The organism is Pseudomonas cichorii (assembly GCF_019719005.1).
Taxonomy (GTDB): Bacteria; Pseudomonadota; Gammaproteobacteria; order Pseudomonadales; family Pseudomonadaceae; genus Aquipseudomonas; species Aquipseudomonas cichorii_E.
This window is the reverse complement of record NZ_JAIGPJ010000060.1, coordinates 1-16,698: the sequence shown is the minus strand read 5'-3', so window position 1 is coordinate 16,698 and position 16,698 is coordinate 1. Positions and strand designations below refer to the sequence as shown.

At 57.2% G+C, this 16,698-nt stretch carries 16 protein-coding genes and 1 pseudogene; 7 read left to right on the top strand and 10 right to left on the bottom strand.

Annotated features, from left to right (window positions below):
- Both K5D32_RS26440 and K5D32_RS25190 read right to left on the bottom strand, forming a co-directional pair.
- Window positions 1-155: pseudogene (locus tag K5D32_RS26440) on the bottom strand (ShlA/HecA/FhaA protein); the annotation flags it as partial.
- A gap of 24 nt (window positions 156-179) precedes the next feature.
- Window positions 180-1,901, bottom strand: coding sequence for a ShlB/FhaC/HecB family hemolysin secretion/activation protein (locus K5D32_RS25190; protein ID WP_221602256.1), 1,722 nt, complete (start codon window positions 1,899-1,901; stop codon window positions 180-182).
- Between the two features lie 280 nt (window positions 1,902-2,181).
- On the opposite strand from K5D32_RS25190, the gene K5D32_RS25185 reads away from it, so the two are divergent.
- The 6 genes from K5D32_RS25185 (at window position 2,182) to K5D32_RS25160 (ending at window position 6,785) form a co-directional block, all read left to right on the top strand.
- Window positions 2,182-2,691: a ferritin-like domain-containing protein gene (locus K5D32_RS25185; RefSeq protein ID WP_221602254.1), complete on the top strand. Its 510-nt coding sequence runs from the start codon at window positions 2,182-2,184 to the stop codon at window positions 2,689-2,691.
- 221 nt (window positions 2,692-2,912) lie between these two features.
- Entirely contained in the window at window positions 2,913-3,791 is an 879-nt protein-coding gene (locus K5D32_RS25180; protein WP_221531107.1) for a manganese catalase family protein, read from the top strand.
- Between the two features lie 139 nt (window positions 3,792-3,930).
- On the top strand, window positions 3,931-4,224 hold the full coding sequence (locus K5D32_RS25175) for a DUF6388 family protein (RefSeq protein WP_221602252.1): 294 nt from the start codon (window positions 3,931-3,933) through the stop codon (window positions 4,222-4,224).
- Between the two features lie 28 nt (window positions 4,225-4,252).
- Window positions 4,253-4,915: a bifunctional 2-polyprenyl-6-hydroxyphenol methylase/3-demethylubiquinol 3-O-methyltransferase UbiG gene (locus K5D32_RS25170; RefSeq protein WP_221602250.1), complete on the top strand. Its 663-nt coding sequence runs from the start codon at window positions 4,253-4,255 to the stop codon at window positions 4,913-4,915.
- Window positions 4,916-5,014: 99 nt separating this feature from the next.
- Window positions 5,015-5,704: a crotonase/enoyl-CoA hydratase family protein gene (locus K5D32_RS25165; RefSeq protein ID WP_221602248.1), complete on the top strand. Its 690-nt coding sequence runs from the start codon at window positions 5,015-5,017 to the stop codon at window positions 5,702-5,704.
- 109 nt (window positions 5,705-5,813) lie between these two features.
- On the top strand, window positions 5,814-6,785 hold the full coding sequence (locus K5D32_RS25160) for a magnesium and cobalt transport protein CorA (protein WP_200994074.1): 972 nt from the start codon (window positions 5,814-5,816) through the stop codon (window positions 6,783-6,785).
- A gap of 48 nt (window positions 6,786-6,833) precedes the next feature.
- Here the strand turns inward: K5D32_RS25160 and K5D32_RS25155 are convergent, their stop codons facing one another.
- Entirely contained in the window at window positions 6,834-7,562 is a 729-nt protein-coding gene (locus tag K5D32_RS25155) for an amidotransferase (RefSeq protein ID WP_221576544.1), read from the bottom strand.
- Between the two features lie 615 nt (window positions 7,563-8,177).
- Here K5D32_RS25155 and K5D32_RS25150 point away from each other — a divergent pair.
- Window positions 8,178-8,549, top strand: coding sequence for a rhodanese-like domain-containing protein (locus tag K5D32_RS25150; protein ID WP_221576543.1), 372 nt, complete (start codon window positions 8,178-8,180; stop codon window positions 8,547-8,549).
- 57 nt (window positions 8,550-8,606) lie between these two features.
- On the opposite strand, the gene K5D32_RS25145 is transcribed toward K5D32_RS25150, so the two are convergent.
- The 7 genes from K5D32_RS25145 to speE all read right to left on the bottom strand — a co-directional run bounded on the left by K5D32_RS25145 (window position 8,607) and on the right by speE (window position 16,430).
- Entirely contained in the window at window positions 8,607-9,404 is a 798-nt protein-coding gene (locus tag K5D32_RS25145) for a transglutaminase family protein (protein ID WP_221576542.1), read from the bottom strand.
- Complete coding sequence (locus K5D32_RS25140) at window positions 9,401-10,357, bottom strand: alpha-E domain-containing protein (protein ID WP_221576541.1); 957 nt, start codon at window positions 10,355-10,357, stop codon at window positions 9,401-9,403. Before K5D32_RS25140 ends, K5D32_RS25145 begins: the two co-directional genes overlap by 4 nt.
- Window positions 10,358-10,369: 12 nt before the next feature.
- Window positions 10,370-11,779, bottom strand: coding sequence for a circularly permuted type 2 ATP-grasp protein (locus K5D32_RS25135; RefSeq protein ID WP_122370981.1), 1,410 nt, complete (start codon window positions 11,777-11,779; stop codon window positions 10,370-10,372).
- 457 nt (window positions 11,780-12,236) lie between these two features.
- The gene (locus K5D32_RS25130; protein WP_025259377.1) at window positions 12,237-12,578 is read right to left on the bottom strand and encodes a ribonuclease E inhibitor RraB; all 342 of its coding nucleotides are present in this window, start codon (window positions 12,576-12,578) and stop codon (window positions 12,237-12,239) included.
- A 244-nt stretch (window positions 12,579-12,822) separates the two neighbouring features.
- A complete protein-coding gene (locus tag K5D32_RS25125; RefSeq protein WP_025259376.1) occupies window positions 12,823-13,059 on the bottom strand; it encodes a hypothetical protein in 237 nt (78 codons plus the stop codon).
- Window positions 13,060-13,200: 141 nt separating this feature from the next.
- Window positions 13,201-15,294 (bottom strand): LTA synthase family protein, encoded by a 2,094-nt coding sequence (locus K5D32_RS25120; protein ID WP_221602245.1) that lies wholly within the window; start codon window positions 15,292-15,294, stop codon window positions 13,201-13,203.
- A gap of 275 nt (window positions 15,295-15,569) precedes the next feature.
- The gene (speE, locus tag K5D32_RS25115; protein WP_221576539.1) at window positions 15,570-16,430 is read right to left on the bottom strand and encodes a polyamine aminopropyltransferase; all 861 of its coding nucleotides are present in this window, start codon (window positions 16,428-16,430) and stop codon (window positions 15,570-15,572) included.
- Window positions 16,431-16,698: the final 268 nt, after the last annotated feature.

Below are 16,698 nucleotides of genomic sequence, written 5' to 3'. Positions count from 1 at the left end.
ACCACGCCATCAGCCTGCGCCCACATCGGCTGCCAGAACATCGCATTGGCCAGGATCAGCGCAATGCCGCGCTTGGGCAGGCCCCAGAAGAGTTCACGTTCTTTCAGGGCAGCAGAAGGCTGACGGGCAAGAAAAGCCAGTTGGCGGACGTCCATGTGGGCGGTCTCGAAAAAACGGGTTTAGAGGAAGAAATCCATGCGCAGGTAAACAGGTGCTTCGCGTTCGAGCTGGTCAGCAGGACGCTCCAGGGAGTGCGCAAAGGTCACGCTGAGCGCCACGTGCTGGCCACGGGTGAAGGCTTCAAACGAGTTGCTGGACAGGCGACCGTGCGCCTCGCCGTTGTAGCGGTCATTGCGGATAACGCCCTGGTCGTAACCGGCCGCCGCGCCATACTCGCTGAACACCGGCCGCAACCAGTCCAGAGTCACCGGGCGCGTCAGACGCAATTCGTTGCGCCAGTAACCGCCACTGTCGCCGGACAGAAACTGGTCCTTGTAACCACGTACCGAGGAGGATCCACCCAGGCTCATCCGTTGCGGACTGAACAGGACATCCTCGCTGCGCTGGCCGGTGGCCAGGCTGGTGAAACTGAAGTTTTCGCCCCAGAGCTGAAAGGGTTGCAGGTAGCTCAGGGTGCCGGTGTATTTGCGATAGCGGGCATCGGCTTCGCCGGGGCCTGGATGACCATTGTCCTGAGCATCGAAAGCGCCGGTGCCTTGTTGCATGCCCAGGTCGATGTTGACGAACGCAGAACCGATCCGCCGCCCATGGTTGATACCGAACTGGGCTTCGCTCAGGCGATTGCTGCTCAAGGCCAGCTTGCTGTCTTCGATGTAATTGTTGGTGCGCAGATAGGCCAGCCCGGCATTGAGCGAAGTCTTGCTCAGTGAGTCGCGATGAATCACCCGCTCGATGCGTAGCTGATGATTCTGGCTGTCACCGGTCTGCTTGAAGTTGAAGCCGTTGGCCTGGGCCAGAGAGCGATACTCGCTTTCGCTGTAGGTGTAACTGAACGTCCACCAACCCCACGGCAGGCTGTAGGCCAGCATATGGTTTCTGGAGGTTTTCTGGTGATCGCTGATAGCGTCGTGACCGCCGCGCAGACTCAACTGGTCCGCAAGGCCCAGCGGGCTGTCCCACTCCAGACCGGCGTTCCACTGCTGTTTGCCCGTGCTGCGCTGGCCTTCGTTATTGCGCGACAGGTTCGCTCGCCAGGGTTTCTGTGGGGTGTTATTGACCAATACATCACTGCCGCCGACGGCCTGGCCCGGTGTCAGCTCCATCTGCGCCTTATTGGACGGCAAGCGATTGAGCTGATCGACCATCTGCTCGATCTCGCGCAGGTTCAGCACGTTGCCTTCACTGCCAGGAAAGGACATGGCCAGCTCGCGCGGACTCAGGCCACTGCCCTCACCGCTGCGCAGTTTTTCCATTTTGCCCTCGACGACGAGGACTTCGAGATGGCCCTTGGACAGATCCTGTTGCGGCAGGTAGGCACGGGTCGTGACCCATCCCTTGTCGATGTAGTGATCGGTGACGGCCTTGAGTACATCGTTGAGCTGGGCAACACCCAGGCACTCACCCAGAAAGGGCTTGAGCAAGGTTTCGCGCTCACCGCCCGACAATGAATCGGCGCCCTTGAGTTCGATGACGTCAATCCTGAAACAGCGCGTATCGACCGGAGCCTCGGGGGCTTGGGGAGCTGGCTGGGCGCCGGGTAAATCCTTGAGCTCTTCCAGGCGACGGCGCTGCTCTTCGAGCAGACGGTCCTGACGGTCTCGGATCAGGTCCTGCTCACCGGGGGTCGGGGCAGCCAGGGAAACAAGGGGAGTGACAGCGAAGAGAACAAGCAGAGCTGTCCTGGAGGCGTAGGAATACACGGTGCGTCCCTGCAATATCATATTGATATCAAATTCGGCGCGATTGTAGGTTGCCATTATCATGGCGTCAATTTTTTGCACCTGCCGTGTATCAGATTTTCTACACACCTTTTTTGCCCTGTCCGATGCATCCATTTCCCCCGTCATTAATGACAGACGGCCAACAAATACCGCGAACCCCGTCACCCTCCCCGGCTCTACCGAATGCGGGCATTGCCCGGCATGGAAAAGACGGAAATCCGCAGTCGTCGAATGGCTCATCCGTGCGTATCCCCATTAACGTCACAACGAGGACGAACACATGGCTACCCCACAGGAAAACCTTATCGATTGGCTGCGTGATGCCCATGCGATGGAGCAGCAGGCTGAAAAGATGCTCACCGCACAGGCTGAGCGTCTGGAGCATTACCAAAGCCTCAAAAGGCGCATCGAGCAGCACATCGAAGAGACACGCGGTCAGCAACAACGTATCAGTGAATGCCTTTCCCGGTATGACGAAAGCCCTTCCACCCTGAAGGATCTGACTGGCAAGGTCATGGCGTTCGGTCAGGTGGTAGGTGGCTCGATGATGAGCGATGAGGTCGTGAAAGGTGCGATGTCTGGCTACGTGTTCGAGAACGTGGAAATCGCGGCTTACACGGTATTGATCGAAGCTGCGAAGGTGGCGGGAGATCCGGAAACCCAAAGGGCCTGCGAGGAAACGCTTCAGCAGGAAGAAGCCATGGCGAAATGGCTGCTTGAACACCTTCCTGAAATCACGGCAGCCTTTTTGGCTCGCTCCAGAAACCCCGACCTTGAAGCCAAGAAGTAAATGTAAGGGCGTAGCCGCTCAGGCGGCTATGTACCTCTGTGCAGTTCTCGTTTCACCTGAAACGGCAGCTCATCAGTCGCCTTGAACTATTCATCAGATTCCGCTCATCGCTGCAAATGAATAAATAAAAAATCTTTAGTCTCCAGCCCTCCTCGAAACCTATGTCTGCGCCATTGCCCGCAGTGGCAAACGCGCACAAACCTGAGCTTGAGGAAAACCCGATGTTTTTACATAACAAAAGACTTCAGTACACCGTACGTGTCGCCGAGCCGAATCCGGGCCTCGCCAATCTGCTGCTGGAGCAGTTCGGTGGAGCACAAGGCGAATTGGCGGCAGCAGCCCGTTACTTCACACAAGCCCTGGCCGAGGAGGATCCGGGTCGCAAGGATCTGCTGATGGACATTGCCACGGAAGAGCTGAGCCACCTTGAAATCGTCGGCTCGATTATCGTCATGCTTAACAGAGGCGCAAAAGGCCAATTGGCTGAAGGCGTGCAGGAGGAAGGCGAACTGTATCGCAGCATCAATGGTGCCGGTAACGATTCGCACATAACCAGCCTGCTATATGGTGGCGGTGCTCCGCTGGTGAACTCGGCAGGTGTTCCATGGACGGCCGCCTATGTCGACTCGATCACCGAACCCACCGCCGACTTCCGCTCCAACATTGCCGCCGAAGCCCGGGCCAAGATCGTTTACGAAAGGCTGCTGAATGTCGTCGACGATCCTGGCATCAAGGAGGCGCTGGGCTTCCTGATGACCCGCGAGATCGCTCACCAGAAGTCCTTCGAAAAAGCGCTGCACTCGATCCAGCCAAACTTCCCGCAGGGCAAGCTGCCCGGCATGCCGGAATTCACACGCACCTACTTCAGCATGTCCAGTGGCGAACCGAACCTTCGCGGGCCATGGAACAGTGATGAAGAGTTCGAGTATGTAGAAAACCCTCAACCTGCCGTTGACGGAGGCGATGGCACTGCATCAGTGGCGCTCGATGAAGAGGATGTGCTGACCCTGACCATGATGAAGGAGCGCACCAAGTCCGACCCGGATGCCGATCCACTTACAGGAGCGGAGCTGGGATCAGGTTTCATGTCAGACAAATGACGGCTTCCTGCTTGGGGCACGATGTATTCAGCAGTGCCAGCACTGGCAGCGTTTGAAATGTTCCCTCACAATCTCGCGGTCTCGCCAGACCTGCCTCCCCGGCAGGCCTGGCTACCCCATGAGTTTGAGGAAACCCGGCATGAATGCACTGGAGTGGAACGAAGCCGCCCTGGCGAAATACCTCTCGACCCATCCGACCTTGCAGGATGAAATCAAGAACCTCAGCCCCGAAGAACAGAAGCAGCAGGCGCAATGGGCCTTTGAGGATGAAGCCGAGGATCAGGGTATCGAACCCTGGGAACTGGCTTTGCAATTGATTGCAGAAACCCCGGAACAGCTCAAGAGCATGCGTCTTGAAGCCCACGCACAGGTGGCCGAAGCCCTGGGCATGGACTGGGACGAGTATTGCGACCTGAACGAAATCGAACAGTGATCACGGGTTGAACAAGGACCAGAAGTGCATGAACCATTCTTCCGAAGCAGGTGCAGCCGTTTACTCTCCCCTGACCCTGAAACTTTATGACTGGTGGGTCCTGGGGGTTTCCAATCGTTTTGCCTGGCAGTGCTCGACGACGCAGGTATTGCAGCCGTTCTTCAATCGCCATGTCGGCGCACGCCATCTGGATGTAGGCGTCGGCACCGGTTATTACCTGGCCAATGCCAATCTGCCCATCAGTACCGAAGTCACCTTGCTGGACCTCAACAGCAGCAGCCTGGAAGCCGCACGCCAGCGCTTCGGGCGGCCGGGCATCCGGGTAATCCGCCACGATGTGTTCAAGCCGTTCGAACCCGGGCATGAGACAGGGTTTGACTCGATCTCGCTGTTCTATCTGCTGCACTGCCTGCCCGGAACCATGAGCGACAAGGCCCAGGTTTTCGCCAACCTCAAGACCCGCCTGAAGGATGACGGCGTGCTGTTCGGCGCAACCATTCTGGGCGACGAAGCCGGGCACAACGGGTTTGGTCGCAAGTTGATGGATGTCTATAACAAGAAAGGCATCTTTGGTAATCGCAGTGACAGCGTTGCCAGCCTGCGCAATGCCCTGGCTTTGCATTTCAAGGACGTGACGGTGGAGGTCACAGGAAAAGTGGCACTGTTTACGGCCAGATCGCCTCTTGCATGACGCGCTGAGAAGAATCCGTTCATGACCGATCAGTCAGCGCTTTACCTGATGGTTTGAGCTGGGTAACGTCTGCGCATCTCAACAAGAAGGAATTGCGCCATGAGCGATCTGATCTCGTACCAGCTTGAAGATGGTATTGCCACGCTGACCCTCAACAACGGCAAGGTCAACGCCATCTCGCCGGATGTGATCGCCGCATTCAATGCCGCGCTGGATCAGGCCGAGACAGATCGTGCCGTGGTGATCGTCACAGGGCAACCGGGCATTCTCTCGGGCGGTTATGACCTCAAGGTGATGACCTCCAGCGCCGAAGCGGCCATCGACCTGGTATCCCGTGGTTCGACACTGGCGCGACGCATGCTGGCGCACCCCTTCCCAATCATTGTCGCCTGCCCGGGCCATGCCGTGGCCAAGGGTGCATTCCTGTTGCTGTCCGCCGACTACCGGATCGGGGTCGAAGGTCCCTTCAATATCGGCCTCAATGAAGTACAGATCGGCATGACCATGCACCATGTGGGCATCGAACTGGCACGTGACCGTCTGCGCAAGTCCGCGTTTCATCGTTCGGTGATCAACGCCGAGATGTTCGACCCCAAAGGCGCGCTGAACGCGGGCTTTCTGGACAAGGTGGTCAGCATCGACGAGTTGCAGGAAACCGCCCGCACCGCAGCCCTGCAACTGAAGAAGATCAATATGAACGCCCACAGAAAAACCAAGCTCAAGGTCAGAAAAGCGCTGCTCGATACATTGGATGCCGCCATAGAACTCGACAAGCAGCTTTCGCTCTAAGCCTTGCGCTCGACAGCCATGAAGCCCGCCAACGCGGGCTTTATCGTGTTGAGCCATGGCGCAATCCTTTTTGCATCACAGCCACTCCTTGAACAAGAAGCGAAACGATATGGGCCGAGTTGTTGCAGCAGCGGTTTACAGCAAAGGCAAGAAAGTCAGCAATATCACCCTTGAAGAAGGCGCAGCCTGGGCAGCCAGGCCGGATCACTTTGTCTGGATCGGGCTGGAGCAGCCAACCCCGCAGGAACTGGAAAGCCTCAAAGAGCAATTCAACCTGCACGAACTGGCTATCGAGGATGCGCTGGAAGTCCACAGCCGCCCCAAACTGGAAACCTTCGGCGATGCACTGTTTATCGTCACCTACGCGCCGGTGCGGGAAAACGGCAGGCTGCAGTTCATCGAAACCCATATTTTCGCTGGCAAGGGCTACATCATCACCTCGCGCAACGGCCACTCGAAATCCTACGGGATTGTGCGCCAGCGCTGTGAAGCAAGGCCGCTGCTGCTGGAGCATGGCGAAGACTTCGTGCTCTACGCCCTGCTGGACTTCGTAACCGAGAGTTATCAGCCGGTGACAGAAGCCATCCATGCCGAGCTGGAAGAGCTGGAGCAAAGCGTACTCGGCGGCATCCTGAATGAAGCCTACATCCATCGCATTCACAGCCTGCGCCGGGATCTTCTTCGTCTGCGCCGCTATGTGTCGCCCATGGTGGAAGTCGGCGAAGAGCTGCAGAAGCTGAGTTTTCCCTTCATCGACAAGAACATGCGTCCGTACTTTCGCGACGTTGAGATTCACGTCAAACGGCAAATGGAAGACCTGGGCAATCTGCGGGACATCGCCAGCCAGACCATCGAGATCGGTCTGTTGCTGGAGTCATCGCGACAAAGCATCGTGCAGCGCAAGTTCGCGGCCTGGGCGGCGATCCTGGCGTTTCCGACTGCTGTCGCCGGCATCTACGGGATGAACTTCGAGAACATGCCGGAGCTGACCTGGCACTACGGCTATTTCGCGGTGCTGGGGGTGATCGTTGGAGGCTGCGCAGCCTTGTTCACCAGTTTCAAGCGCTCGGGCTGGCTGTAACGGCCAGTGGCTCCCGACGCCAGTTGCAACGTCGGGAGCCTTCAGGCGTCAAGCCACATTCGAGTCCGGCTTGTGTGCCACAAAGCGCGTGATCCACTCGGCAACGGTCGCGCCATGGTGTTCGTGCTCCAGGCTGTCCAGCCCCTTGCGATAAACCTGCTCACCCAGCGTCTGCTGGCGCAGGTCCAGCAATGAGCGGGAAAACTCGTGAATGAATTCGGGGTGCCCCTGGAAACACAGGACCTGATGATTGATGTGATAAGCCGCGTACTGGCAGAAATCGCTGGAAGCGATCACCGTCGCATTTTCCGGCAATGCCGTGACCTGATCCTGGTGGCTGATCAACAGCGTCAGCTTGTCGATGGCCGGTGTCATCCAGGGCTGCGGGTCAGCCAGTTGATAATGATGAATGCCCACTCCCCAGCCCTGGGTGGCGCGCTCGGTCTTGCCACCCAGCAACAGCGCCAGCAGTTGGTGCCCGAAGCAGATCCCCAACAGTTTGTCGCCCCGCTCGTACAGTTTGAGCAGGTAGACCTTGAGCGTCTGAATCCAGGGATCGCTGCCAAACGAGTCGGCCTTGCTGCCGGTCACCAGATAGGCATCGAAACGTTCGTTTTCGGGTGGGTAAATGCCTTGCACCACGTTGTAGACACTGAGCTGAACGGCAAATGGCTGGCGCGCAAACAGTAACTCGAACATCCGCCCATACCCCTGATATTGCTCAACCAACTCCGGGCGCAGGATGTCGGTTTCCAGAATGCAGATGCGTAACGACATAAAAAAGGACCTGAAACAGTAAAAAGGCAATAGCGCACGGGCAAAGCCTGCCTTGAATGACGCGACCAAAGCAAGAAGCCAGTATCGGTATGGCCCCCCACAGGGTATAGCTAGCAGGACACACCTCGGCCAGACGAACGGTAGAAGGCTAATGATCTGCCCTCAAAGCCTCTAGCCAAGGCCTGACCATGTTATCAGCAACGTCTAAATAACCTTTAATCAGAAATTAAGAACCATAAATACCGAATAGTTCTAAGCCCCAGACAATGGGGCCTCTAAGGTTAAATCTGTAACAGGAAGGCGCGATAAAAATACATCCAGCGTCAGGTCTGCGGCGATATGGCCGAGACCACCCGTTCATCAGCACCACCTTTGCCAGCTGCCCGATTTCGGACTTGATGAATTCGGTGAGCTTTTGTCGCTCAGGAATAACAACAAAAGGCAGTCAGCCATGTTCAAGCATTCAAAGATACGTCAGGCGGGGCTTATTGTATTTGCAACCACTCTTCTCTTGATCCTGCCCAATCTGAACCGGTTGTTCGGCTGATCAGGCGTGCGCTACCGAAGCGCTCATATCTGTGCCAATCTTCCTGTTAAATGATGGGAGATGGGTTTATGCGTCAATGGATAGCACTGGGTATTCTGGCTTGCAGCTTCGTGGCGCAGGCAGGTGAGGTCGAGCAGGCAGTTGCTGTGGCGGCCTTGAAGGAAGGGAAACTGGCAGTGGATGTGCGCAGCCAGACCGAGTACGACGCTGGCACCGTGCTCAATGCGGTTCGGGTCGAGGATGCTCGCCTGGTCAATCAACTGAAACAGGTGCTCGCCGACCGCAACTCTGTTTTCGTCATCTTCAGCAGCTCGAACGAAAAAGCCAGCAAGGCTCAGGACAAACTGCGACAAGCCGGTTACTTCAGTGTCATCAACGGCGGCAATTATGAAGAGCTGCATAATGCGCTGTATGACATTACCGATGATCCGGCGGAGTAAACCACTTGCAGGAGCGAATTCATTCGCCAATGAATTCGCTCTCCAGCAGTGGTCAGCTTACTGGTGCTGCACCTGAACCTGCGTCGAGACTGAGACCTTGGCGTGCATCTGCTCGTAACCACCGCCACGGCGCATGCCGCGTACCGGGCAAGCATCCAGATAATCCAGCCCTACCGCCAGCTTGAGATGACGAGCAGGAATCGCAAGCGTGTTGGTGACGTCGAAGCTGTACCAGCCATCGTCGATCCAGGCTTCGGCCCAGGCATGGCTGGACAGATGATCCTTGTCTTCGCTGTACAGGTAACCGGAGACATAACGCGCGGGCACGCCAAGACTGCGGGCGCAGGCCAGGAATGCATGGGTGTGGTCCTGGCAGACACCTGAACGACCGGCAAATGCCTGGGCCGCGCTGGTGTCGACCTCAGTCGCGCCGGGCGTGTAGACGATGTGTTGATTCAGCGCCTGCATCAAGTCGATCAAGCCCGTGCGATCAGTGCGCTTGCTGCTCTCTTTGGCGGCAAATGAGCGCATGGCTTCGTCCGCTTCGGTCAGGCGGGTAAAGCGCAGGAAAGGCAGCGGCGACTGGCTTTCATGTTCGGCCTCACGGGTTTCGTCGATTTCCACCTGGCCACGGGCACCGATGATGATCGACTCATGGGGCTCGTCCAGAGTCAGCACATGGAGGATGTTTCCGAACGGATCGATCTGCGCACGCACCGGGCGCGGCAGGTTCAATTGCCAGCTCAGGATCTGTTGGCGCTCGCTGTCATGAGGCGTCAGGCGCAGATACTGGATGCTGGCCCGAACCTGATCATCGTAGTGATAGGTGGTCTCGTGGCTAATGGAAAGTCTCATGCAGCCTCCAGATATGAAGTGTGGATGGCATCACCCAACTGGGCCACCAAGGGAATGAATTCGTTCAGCCACTCATGCAGGCCTTCGCCCAGTATCTCGTCGATGCTGGTATAGCGCAGACGTGCGTCCATTTCTGCCGCCAGACGTTGTGCCGGTCGACCATTGGCGCCCGGCAGGCTGGCGAGGATCAGATCCAGTTCCTCCAGACAGGCCCGCAAGGAGCGCGGAATGTCGGCGCGCAACAGCAATAGCTCGGCAACGTGACGCGCGCCTGGTGCGTCACGGTACAGCTCGGTATAAGCCTCGAAAGACGACAAGGCTCGCAGCAAGGCGCTCCACTGGTAATAACCGGCTGCAGAATTGTCCGCCGCTGCGTTAGCCAGCGGGCCACGTAATTCCAGCATTTCATAACGGGCGTCGAGCATGCGCATGGTGTTGTCGGCACGCTCGATGAAGGTGCCCAGACGAATGAAACGGAACGCATCGTTACGCATGATGGTGCCATAGGTCGCGCCCCGGAACAGATGGGAACGCTCTTTCACCCATTCGCAGAAATGGCTCATGCCATAGCGCGCCAATCCTTGCTCGGCGATCCCGCGAATCTCCAGCCAGGTGGAGTTGATGTTTTCCCACATGTCCGCGGTAATTCGCCCGCGCACCGCATGGGCACTGGCCCGTGCCGCGCCCAGGCAGCTATAGATGCTCGCCGGGTTGCTGGCATCCAGAGCGAAGAAATGCAGCATGCGTTCGGCATGCAGTGCGCCATGACGCTCCACATAAGCATCCAGGGTTCCGGTAATCAGCAGTGGCATGGCAATTTCGTCCAGCCCACCGCGCCCGTCCTGGGGCATCAATGACAGCGAGTAACTCACGTCCATCATTCGGGCGAGGTTCTCCGCTCGCTCCAGGTAACGCGACATCCAGAAAAGATCCGAGGCAGTTCTACTTAGCATTGGCAGGCATCCTTAATCCTCGACCACCCAGGTGTCCTTGGTTCCACCACCTTGCGACGAGTTCACCACCAGCGAGCCTTCACGCAACGCTACTCGGGTAAGCCCGCCAGGCACAACGCGGGTTTCGCGGCCGGAAAGGACAAATGGGCGCAAGTCGATATGTCGCGGGGCGATGCCGTTCTCGACGAAGGTCGGACAGGTCGACAGGGACAAGGTCGGTTGGGCGATATATGCGTGTGGCTTGGCTTTGAGACGGGCACGGAAGGCTTCGATTTCCGCAGCGGTCGCTGCAGGGCCGACCAGCATCCCGTAACCGCCGGAACCCTGGGTTTCCTTGACCACCAGATCACCCAGATTGGCCAGCACATGGGACAGCTCTTCGGGCTTGCGGCACTGCCAGGTCGGCACGTTCTTGAGGATCGGTTCTTCATCCAGATAGAAACGGATCATGTCCGTCACATAGGGATAGATCGACTTGTCGTCCGCAACTCCAGTCCCGATGGCATTGGCCAGAACCACATTGCCGGAACGGTAGGCCGACAGCAGGCCCGGCACACCGAGCATCGAATCCGGGTTGAAGGCCAGCGGATCCAGGAAAGCATCGTCAAGACGGCGGTAGATCACATCAACGGCTTTGGGACCGTCGGTGGTACGCATGAAGACGCGATCATCGCGCACGAAAAGATCCGCACCTTCCACCAGCTCGACCCCCATCTCACGCGCCAGAAAGGCGTGTTCGAAAAAGGCGCTGTTGAAACGACCCGGCGTCAGGACCACCACGCTCGGATTGTCCAGATGACTCGAACTCTTGAGCGTGTCGAGCAACAGGTTCGGGTAATGATCGATGGGGGCGATGCGTTGCGCGGCGAACAGCTCCGGGAACAGGCGCATCATCATCTTGCGGTCTTCGAGCATGTAGCTCACGCCGCTCGGGGTACGCAGGTTGTCTTCAAGCACGTAATACGTGCCATCGCCGTCGCGTACCAGGTCGACCCCGGAAATGTGCGAATACAGGTCGCGATGCAGGTTCAGACCTTGCATTGCCAACTGATATTGCTCGTTGGCCAGGACCTGCTCGGCGGGAATGATCCCCGCCTTGATGATCCGTTGATCGTGGTACAGGTCCGCAAGAAACATGTTCAGCGCCTTGACGCGCTGAATGCAGCCGCGCTCCACAACCCGCCATTCACTGGCCGGAATGCTGCGCGGAATCGTATCGAAGGGGATCAGCCTTTCGGTCCCCTGCTCGTCACCATAGAGCGTGAACGTGATCCCGGCGCGATGAAACAACAGGTCGGCTTCACGCCGACGCTGAGCCAGAAGCTCAGGGGGCGTGTCACCCAACCAGCGGGCAAATTCCCGGTAATGCGGGCGGACCTGGCCGCCAGCGTCGTACATCTCGTCATAAAAGGTGCGGATCATGCCGTACTCCTTGTCACCATGGACCTACAGGCCTTCGCAAGGCCCGTGCCATCGGCATAAACGCTTTGATATCAATGATTTACGCAAACAAAAGACATTCAACGCACCATTCCTGTGCAATAAATGCCCTGACCATTTCTCCTACGCCTCATTCGGAAGCGTCAGGCAATCGCGAAATCTATCACCAGCATAGTCAGTGTTGATTTCATTGGGGGATATTAGTTCGCCATAATCGCCAGTAACCGAGCAAACAAAGGCCCGATTGCCTGTCTCGATTTTTTTTCTGGAATTTGCGCCCTGGCGCTTTTCTAACCGGACTTCCCTTCAAGCCACTCCATCGAGTGGCTTTTTTTTGCCCATCGGCTGCATCCGTTCCTTTTCCGGCGGCCAAAAGCACGACCGGCCAATGGCGGCATACTCCGCAATTGACCGGTCGTGTTACTGACAGACAGATGACTCATGCGTGCAGTCTTCTGACCTCCGCTGTGACGCCCCATCCTTCAACCTCACCGTCCATCGGCGAGATCACGTTCTGGAAGTCATGCTCGAAGTCGCCGATGCCGTCATAGGTGGCATACATCACCTTGCTCAATTGCAAGTGCCACGCACCGTCGTCCCGCACATTGATCTGGGTATTGATGGATTCACCACGAAATTGTCCTGCAGCCTGCCGCGCCCGTTCCTCATCCGGGAAGACGGCGTAGAACTCGATAGGATAGGTACGTGCAAAATCAAAACCGCCTTCTTTCATGCGGCGCAGTACGTGACTGCTGATGTCCTCTTGATAGGCTGTGCTCATGAAACGTCCTCCTATGCAACGATAGATAGAGTTTCAACTCTTCCAGAACGACCACCTGGCTGGTGGTCGCCACACGACAGTTAATCCGCAGTGGGGAATCAAGCATGAAGCTGACCAGACCGGATCTGTAGCAACCCGGTTTCGACATTGAGAGGCTGACGGATCAGCCTCGTTTGCAGAGTAGACCCAACTCGGGCCTGCTGCCAAGTGCCTGACACAACAAGTCTTTGCAGGTGCAAATGAGTCAGATTACTTCTGTAATGGAAATGATCTGCACACTGTTGTGATCCTTGAGGGTTTTGACTGTCGGCTCCTCGGTGCGTCCCTCAAGATCGTTGAGATCCAGCTCATCCGTGACCGGAAACAGAATCGGACGCAGAAGACGTGCCGCAACCTCCTCGCTTGGGCGTTCCGGTGAATCAATATCATGGCGCTGCTGCACGCCATCTTTATCGAGATACGAAATGACCCACTGTTTCATCAATACCTCCCGAACGAAGCCAGAACGCTGGCTTGCATGATCTTGACCTTTTTGCCGCGGCATTCGTTCCAGAAAAATGCAGGTAAAAAGAAAGGCCCTCGCATCGAATGCAGAGGGCCTTTCCTTGTGTAGCCAGCAGTATCAGTTGCGGTTCTTGCTGGCCTCTACACCGGCGGTGTTATCCAGAAGGCTCTTGGTAGCGGTCTGCAGGAAGCTTTCCAGCTTCTGCTTGAGCTCGGCCGTGTCCGGAGCATCGGGCACCACTTCGGCATGCGGGTTTGCACCCAGGGTGTAGGTCATGACCTTGGCAGGCATTTCCGTAGGTTCGATCAGGATACGGTTGCCATGGATGATGGCGACCACCTGCTCGCTGCCCGACGGTTTGATCACACCAAAGCCCTTGTCGCCTTCAGGCAGGTTCAGCAGGTCGCGTCCCCAGCACTGGTTGCGGGTCTGACCGCCCAGACGGCCCATGATGGTCGGCACCACATCGACCTGGGTACCCACGATGCTGCTGCGCTGGCCGAATTTCTCCTGCACGCCCGGCCCGATCAGCAGCAATGGCACGTTGAAGCGGCCCAGGTCCATTTCGGTCAGTTGCATCTTGTTGCCAAAACCATGGTCACCCAGCACCACGAACAGGGTGTTCTTGAAGTAAGGCTCTTTCTTGGCCTTCTCGAAGAATTGTCCCAGTGCCCAGTCGGAATAACGCATGGCGGTCAAATGCTCGTCCAGCGAACCATGGCCTGTCACGCGCTCCACCGGCAGGTTTTCCGGCAAGGCGTAAGGCGTGTGGTTGGACAGGGTCTGCAGCAAGGCATAGAACGGCTTGCCGTTCTGGCGGGCTTTGAGCTCCTCGGCGCCACGGTCGAACATGTCCTGGTCGGAAACACCCCAGGTCGGGTCGGAGAACACCGGGTTGACGAAGTCTTCACGACCGACAAAGTTGGTCATGCCCTGGTTGCTGAAGAAACCCGACTGGTTGTCCCAGGCAAAGTTGCCGTTGTAGACATAGACATCGTCGTAGTTGCGACCGGTGCTGAGCAACTGTGGCAGGCCCGACAGCTTGTGGCTGCCTTCTGGCGTCTGCATCAGGTACTCGAAGCCCGGCAGGTTCGGGAAGCACGCCATGGTGGCGAACATGCCCTGGTGGGTGTGGGTGCCGTTGGAGAAGAAGTGATCGAACAGCAGACCTTCCTTGGACAGTTTGTCGAAGTAAGGCGTGATGTTGGCTGCATCGCCCAGGGCCCCGACCGAGTGGCCTGCGAAGCTTTCCATCAGGATGACCACAACGTTGCGGATTGGCAGCGTGTTTTCAACGGGCGGCGTGAAATCGCGACGGACTGCCGCAATGTTCGGATCGATCAACTGGTCATGGCTGGTCAGCAGCATGTTGCGCACGACCTGCTGTGCCTCAGGCTGAGGCAAGGTGGCTTTCCAGATATTGTCGCGGTCTTCGGACATGCGGCTTTTCGCGGCCGTGATCAGCGTCAGCGTGCCGTTGAGGCCCAACTGGTTGGCGAAGTTCGATTCGGTGGTGTAAGCATCACCCCAACGCAGTGGCGGGCCTTGACGCAAGGTGCCACGGGCAGAAATGACCGCAATGACCAGCACGACGAAGAACACACCGACGCGCATGTACCAGGGCGCAATCGAGCGATTGCTGCCACTGCCAACACTGAATTCGCGACGTGGACGGGTCACGCGATCGATGCCCTTGAACACCAGGCTCAACAACCAGGTGACCAGTGCCCACGCCAGCAGATAACGAACCACCGGGAAGCCGTACCAGAGCATGCTCAGAACGGTCTTCGGATCTTCCTTCACGTACTGGAACACCAGACCGTTCAGGCGCTGGTGGAACTCACGATAGAAGTCCATTTCCATCAGGCCGAGGAACAGCGTGATGCTGCCGACCAGGGTCAGCCAGAACCGGAAGAAACCCCGTGCAGCCATGGCACGGACACTGAACAGCGACAGCATCAGAGGAATGAGCAGATAGATCGTCAGACGCAGGTCGAAACGCATGCCGTTGAACAACGCTTCGATAAAGGTCGACGCTGGCGTCTCGCCAATCATTTCACGGTTGTAGACCAGCAACCCGATACGCAGCAGGGTGTACATCACCATCAGGGTCAGGCCGCTGAGCAGGATGTAGGCCAGGTGTGATTTGACGGTTGGGTGTTGCAGACGGGACAAAGCTTGCCGATGAATCTGGGCGTCCGTGTTAGCCATTTTTGTCAGGATCCGGTGGATTCAGGAATTGAGTTCGGATATGCGATACCTGCCGACCCGAAAAAGGAGGCAGCGCATGGGGGGCAGATATTACGTGATTGCCATGTTTTTAGCGCTTGTCAGGACGAGGCCCTGAATAATCGCGCGCCATTTTCGACAAGCGGGTGTGAAAAATTTGTTGTACGGCACCTGGCAGCACCAGACACCGTACGGTGATAGCTGCCTCTGCTGGCATGACCTTGAGGGACTCAGATCATGCCAGTGGCAGAAAAACCTCAGTCGTTGCTGGGTTTGCTCACTGCCTGCAGCACGTACTGCGGCAAGGCGAACGCGCCGATGTGGATTTCCGGGTTGTAATAGCGAGTAACAATACCGCTGCCGGCAAAGCGCTGGCGCAGGGTTTCCAGTGGCAGCTTGCGATAGGTGGTATTGGTAGAACCCCAGGCGAAGGTCATCGCGCCACCGATGTAGGTGGGGATTGCCGCCTGATAGAAATGCCAGTCCGAGAACAGGCCATTCATACGGCCAGCAGTCGTCTGCACGCCGCTCAATTGCATGAACGGTGTGCCGTTCTGGGTAACCAGAATGCCGTTTTCGTTCAGGCAGCGATGGCAGGCCTGATAGAAGTTTTCCGAGAACAGCACTTCACCGGGCCCGATCGGGTCGGTGGAGTCGGAAATGATCACGTCGAACTTCTCTTCGGTGGTCGCGACGAAACGCATGCCGTCATCGATCACCAGATTCAGACGCGAGTCCTCGAAGGCACCGCTGGAGTGGTTGGGCAGGAACTCCTTGCACATTTCCACTACGGTGGCGTCGATCTCGACCATGGTGATGTGCTCGACGCTCAGGTGCTTGGCGACTTCGCGCAGCATGCCACCGTCACCGCCACCGATGATCAACACACGCTTGGCAGCGCCGTGCGCCAGGATCGGCACATGGGTCAGCATTTCGTGGTAGATGAACTCATCGGCTTCGGTGGTCTGGATCACGCCATCCAGCGCCATGACCCGCCCCATGCGCGGGTTCTGGAAAATCACCAGATGCTGGTGCTCGGTACGGACTTCGTGCAGCATTTTTTCCATACGAAAGCGTTGGCCATAGCCTTCGTATAACGTTTCCTGATAATCGCTCATGGGTAAGCTCCCGCTAAAGACTGATGACAGGACGGCCGACCGCCCACAAGAAAGGCGCGCATTCTACGTTGCGAAAGATGACAGGTCGAACCTCATCACTGCATGACTGCAAACGAGTACATACGTAGAAGCGAATTTATTCGCGAAGGGCCAGTACAGAGCATAAATATTCGCCGCCTGGAACCTTATCGCGAATAAATTCGCTCCTATGTATGGACTCGCCCCCACTGTCAACCCGCTTTGCTTTTGAACACCGCTACCCGGTTGC

What these genes read in the sequence shown, in the direction of transcription:
- K5D32_RS25170 (WP_221602250.1), top strand. Translation starts at nt 4,253, where the DNA reads ATGAACCATTCTTCCGAAGCAGGTGCAGCCGTTTACTCTCCCCTGACC.
- K5D32_RS25155 (WP_221576544.1), bottom strand. Translation starts at nt 7,562, where the DNA reads ATGTCGTTACGCATCTGCATTCTGGAAACCGACATCCTGCGCCCGGAG.
- K5D32_RS25185 (WP_221602254.1), top strand. Translation starts at nt 2,182, where the DNA reads ATGGCTACCCCACAGGAAAACCTTATCGATTGGCTGCGTGATGCCCAT.
- K5D32_RS25180 (WP_221531107.1), top strand. Translation starts at nt 2,913, where the DNA reads ATGTTTTTACATAACAAAAGACTTCAGTACACCGTACGTGTCGCCGAG.
- K5D32_RS25135 (WP_122370981.1), bottom strand. Translation starts at nt 11,779, where the DNA reads ATGATCCGCACCTTTTATGACGAGATGTACGACGCTGGCGGCCAGGTC.
- K5D32_RS25175 (WP_221602252.1), top strand. Translation starts at nt 3,931, where the DNA reads ATGAATGCACTGGAGTGGAACGAAGCCGCCCTGGCGAAATACCTCTCG.
- K5D32_RS25140 (WP_221576541.1), bottom strand. Translation starts at nt 10,357, where the DNA reads ATGCTAAGTAGAACTGCCTCGGATCTTTTCTGGATGTCGCGTTACCTG.
- K5D32_RS25145 (WP_221576542.1), bottom strand. Translation starts at nt 9,404, where the DNA reads ATGAGACTTTCCATTAGCCACGAGACCACCTATCACTACGATGATCAG.
- speE (WP_221576539.1), bottom strand. Translation starts at nt 16,430, where the DNA reads ATGAGCGATTATCAGGAAACGTTATACGAAGGCTATGGCCAACGCTTT.
- K5D32_RS25125 (WP_025259376.1), bottom strand. Translation starts at nt 13,059, where the DNA reads ATGAAACAGTGGGTCATTTCGTATCTCGATAAAGATGGCGTGCAGCAG.
- K5D32_RS25190 (WP_221602256.1), bottom strand. Translation starts at nt 1,901, where the DNA reads ATGATATTGCAGGGACGCACCGTGTATTCCTACGCCTCCAGGACAGCT.
- K5D32_RS25160 (WP_200994074.1), top strand. Translation starts at nt 5,814, where the DNA reads ATGGGCCGAGTTGTTGCAGCAGCGGTTTACAGCAAAGGCAAGAAAGTC.
- K5D32_RS25130 (WP_025259377.1), bottom strand. Translation starts at nt 12,578, where the DNA reads ATGAGCACAGCCTATCAAGAGGACATCAGCAGTCACGTACTGCGCCGC.
- K5D32_RS25150 (WP_221576543.1), top strand. Translation starts at nt 8,178, where the DNA reads ATGCGTCAATGGATAGCACTGGGTATTCTGGCTTGCAGCTTCGTGGCG.
- K5D32_RS25165 (WP_221602248.1), top strand. Translation starts at nt 5,015, where the DNA reads ATGAGCGATCTGATCTCGTACCAGCTTGAAGATGGTATTGCCACGCTG.
- K5D32_RS25120 (WP_221602245.1), bottom strand. Translation starts at nt 15,294, where the DNA reads ATGGCTAACACGGACGCCCAGATTCATCGGCAAGCTTTGTCCCGTCTG.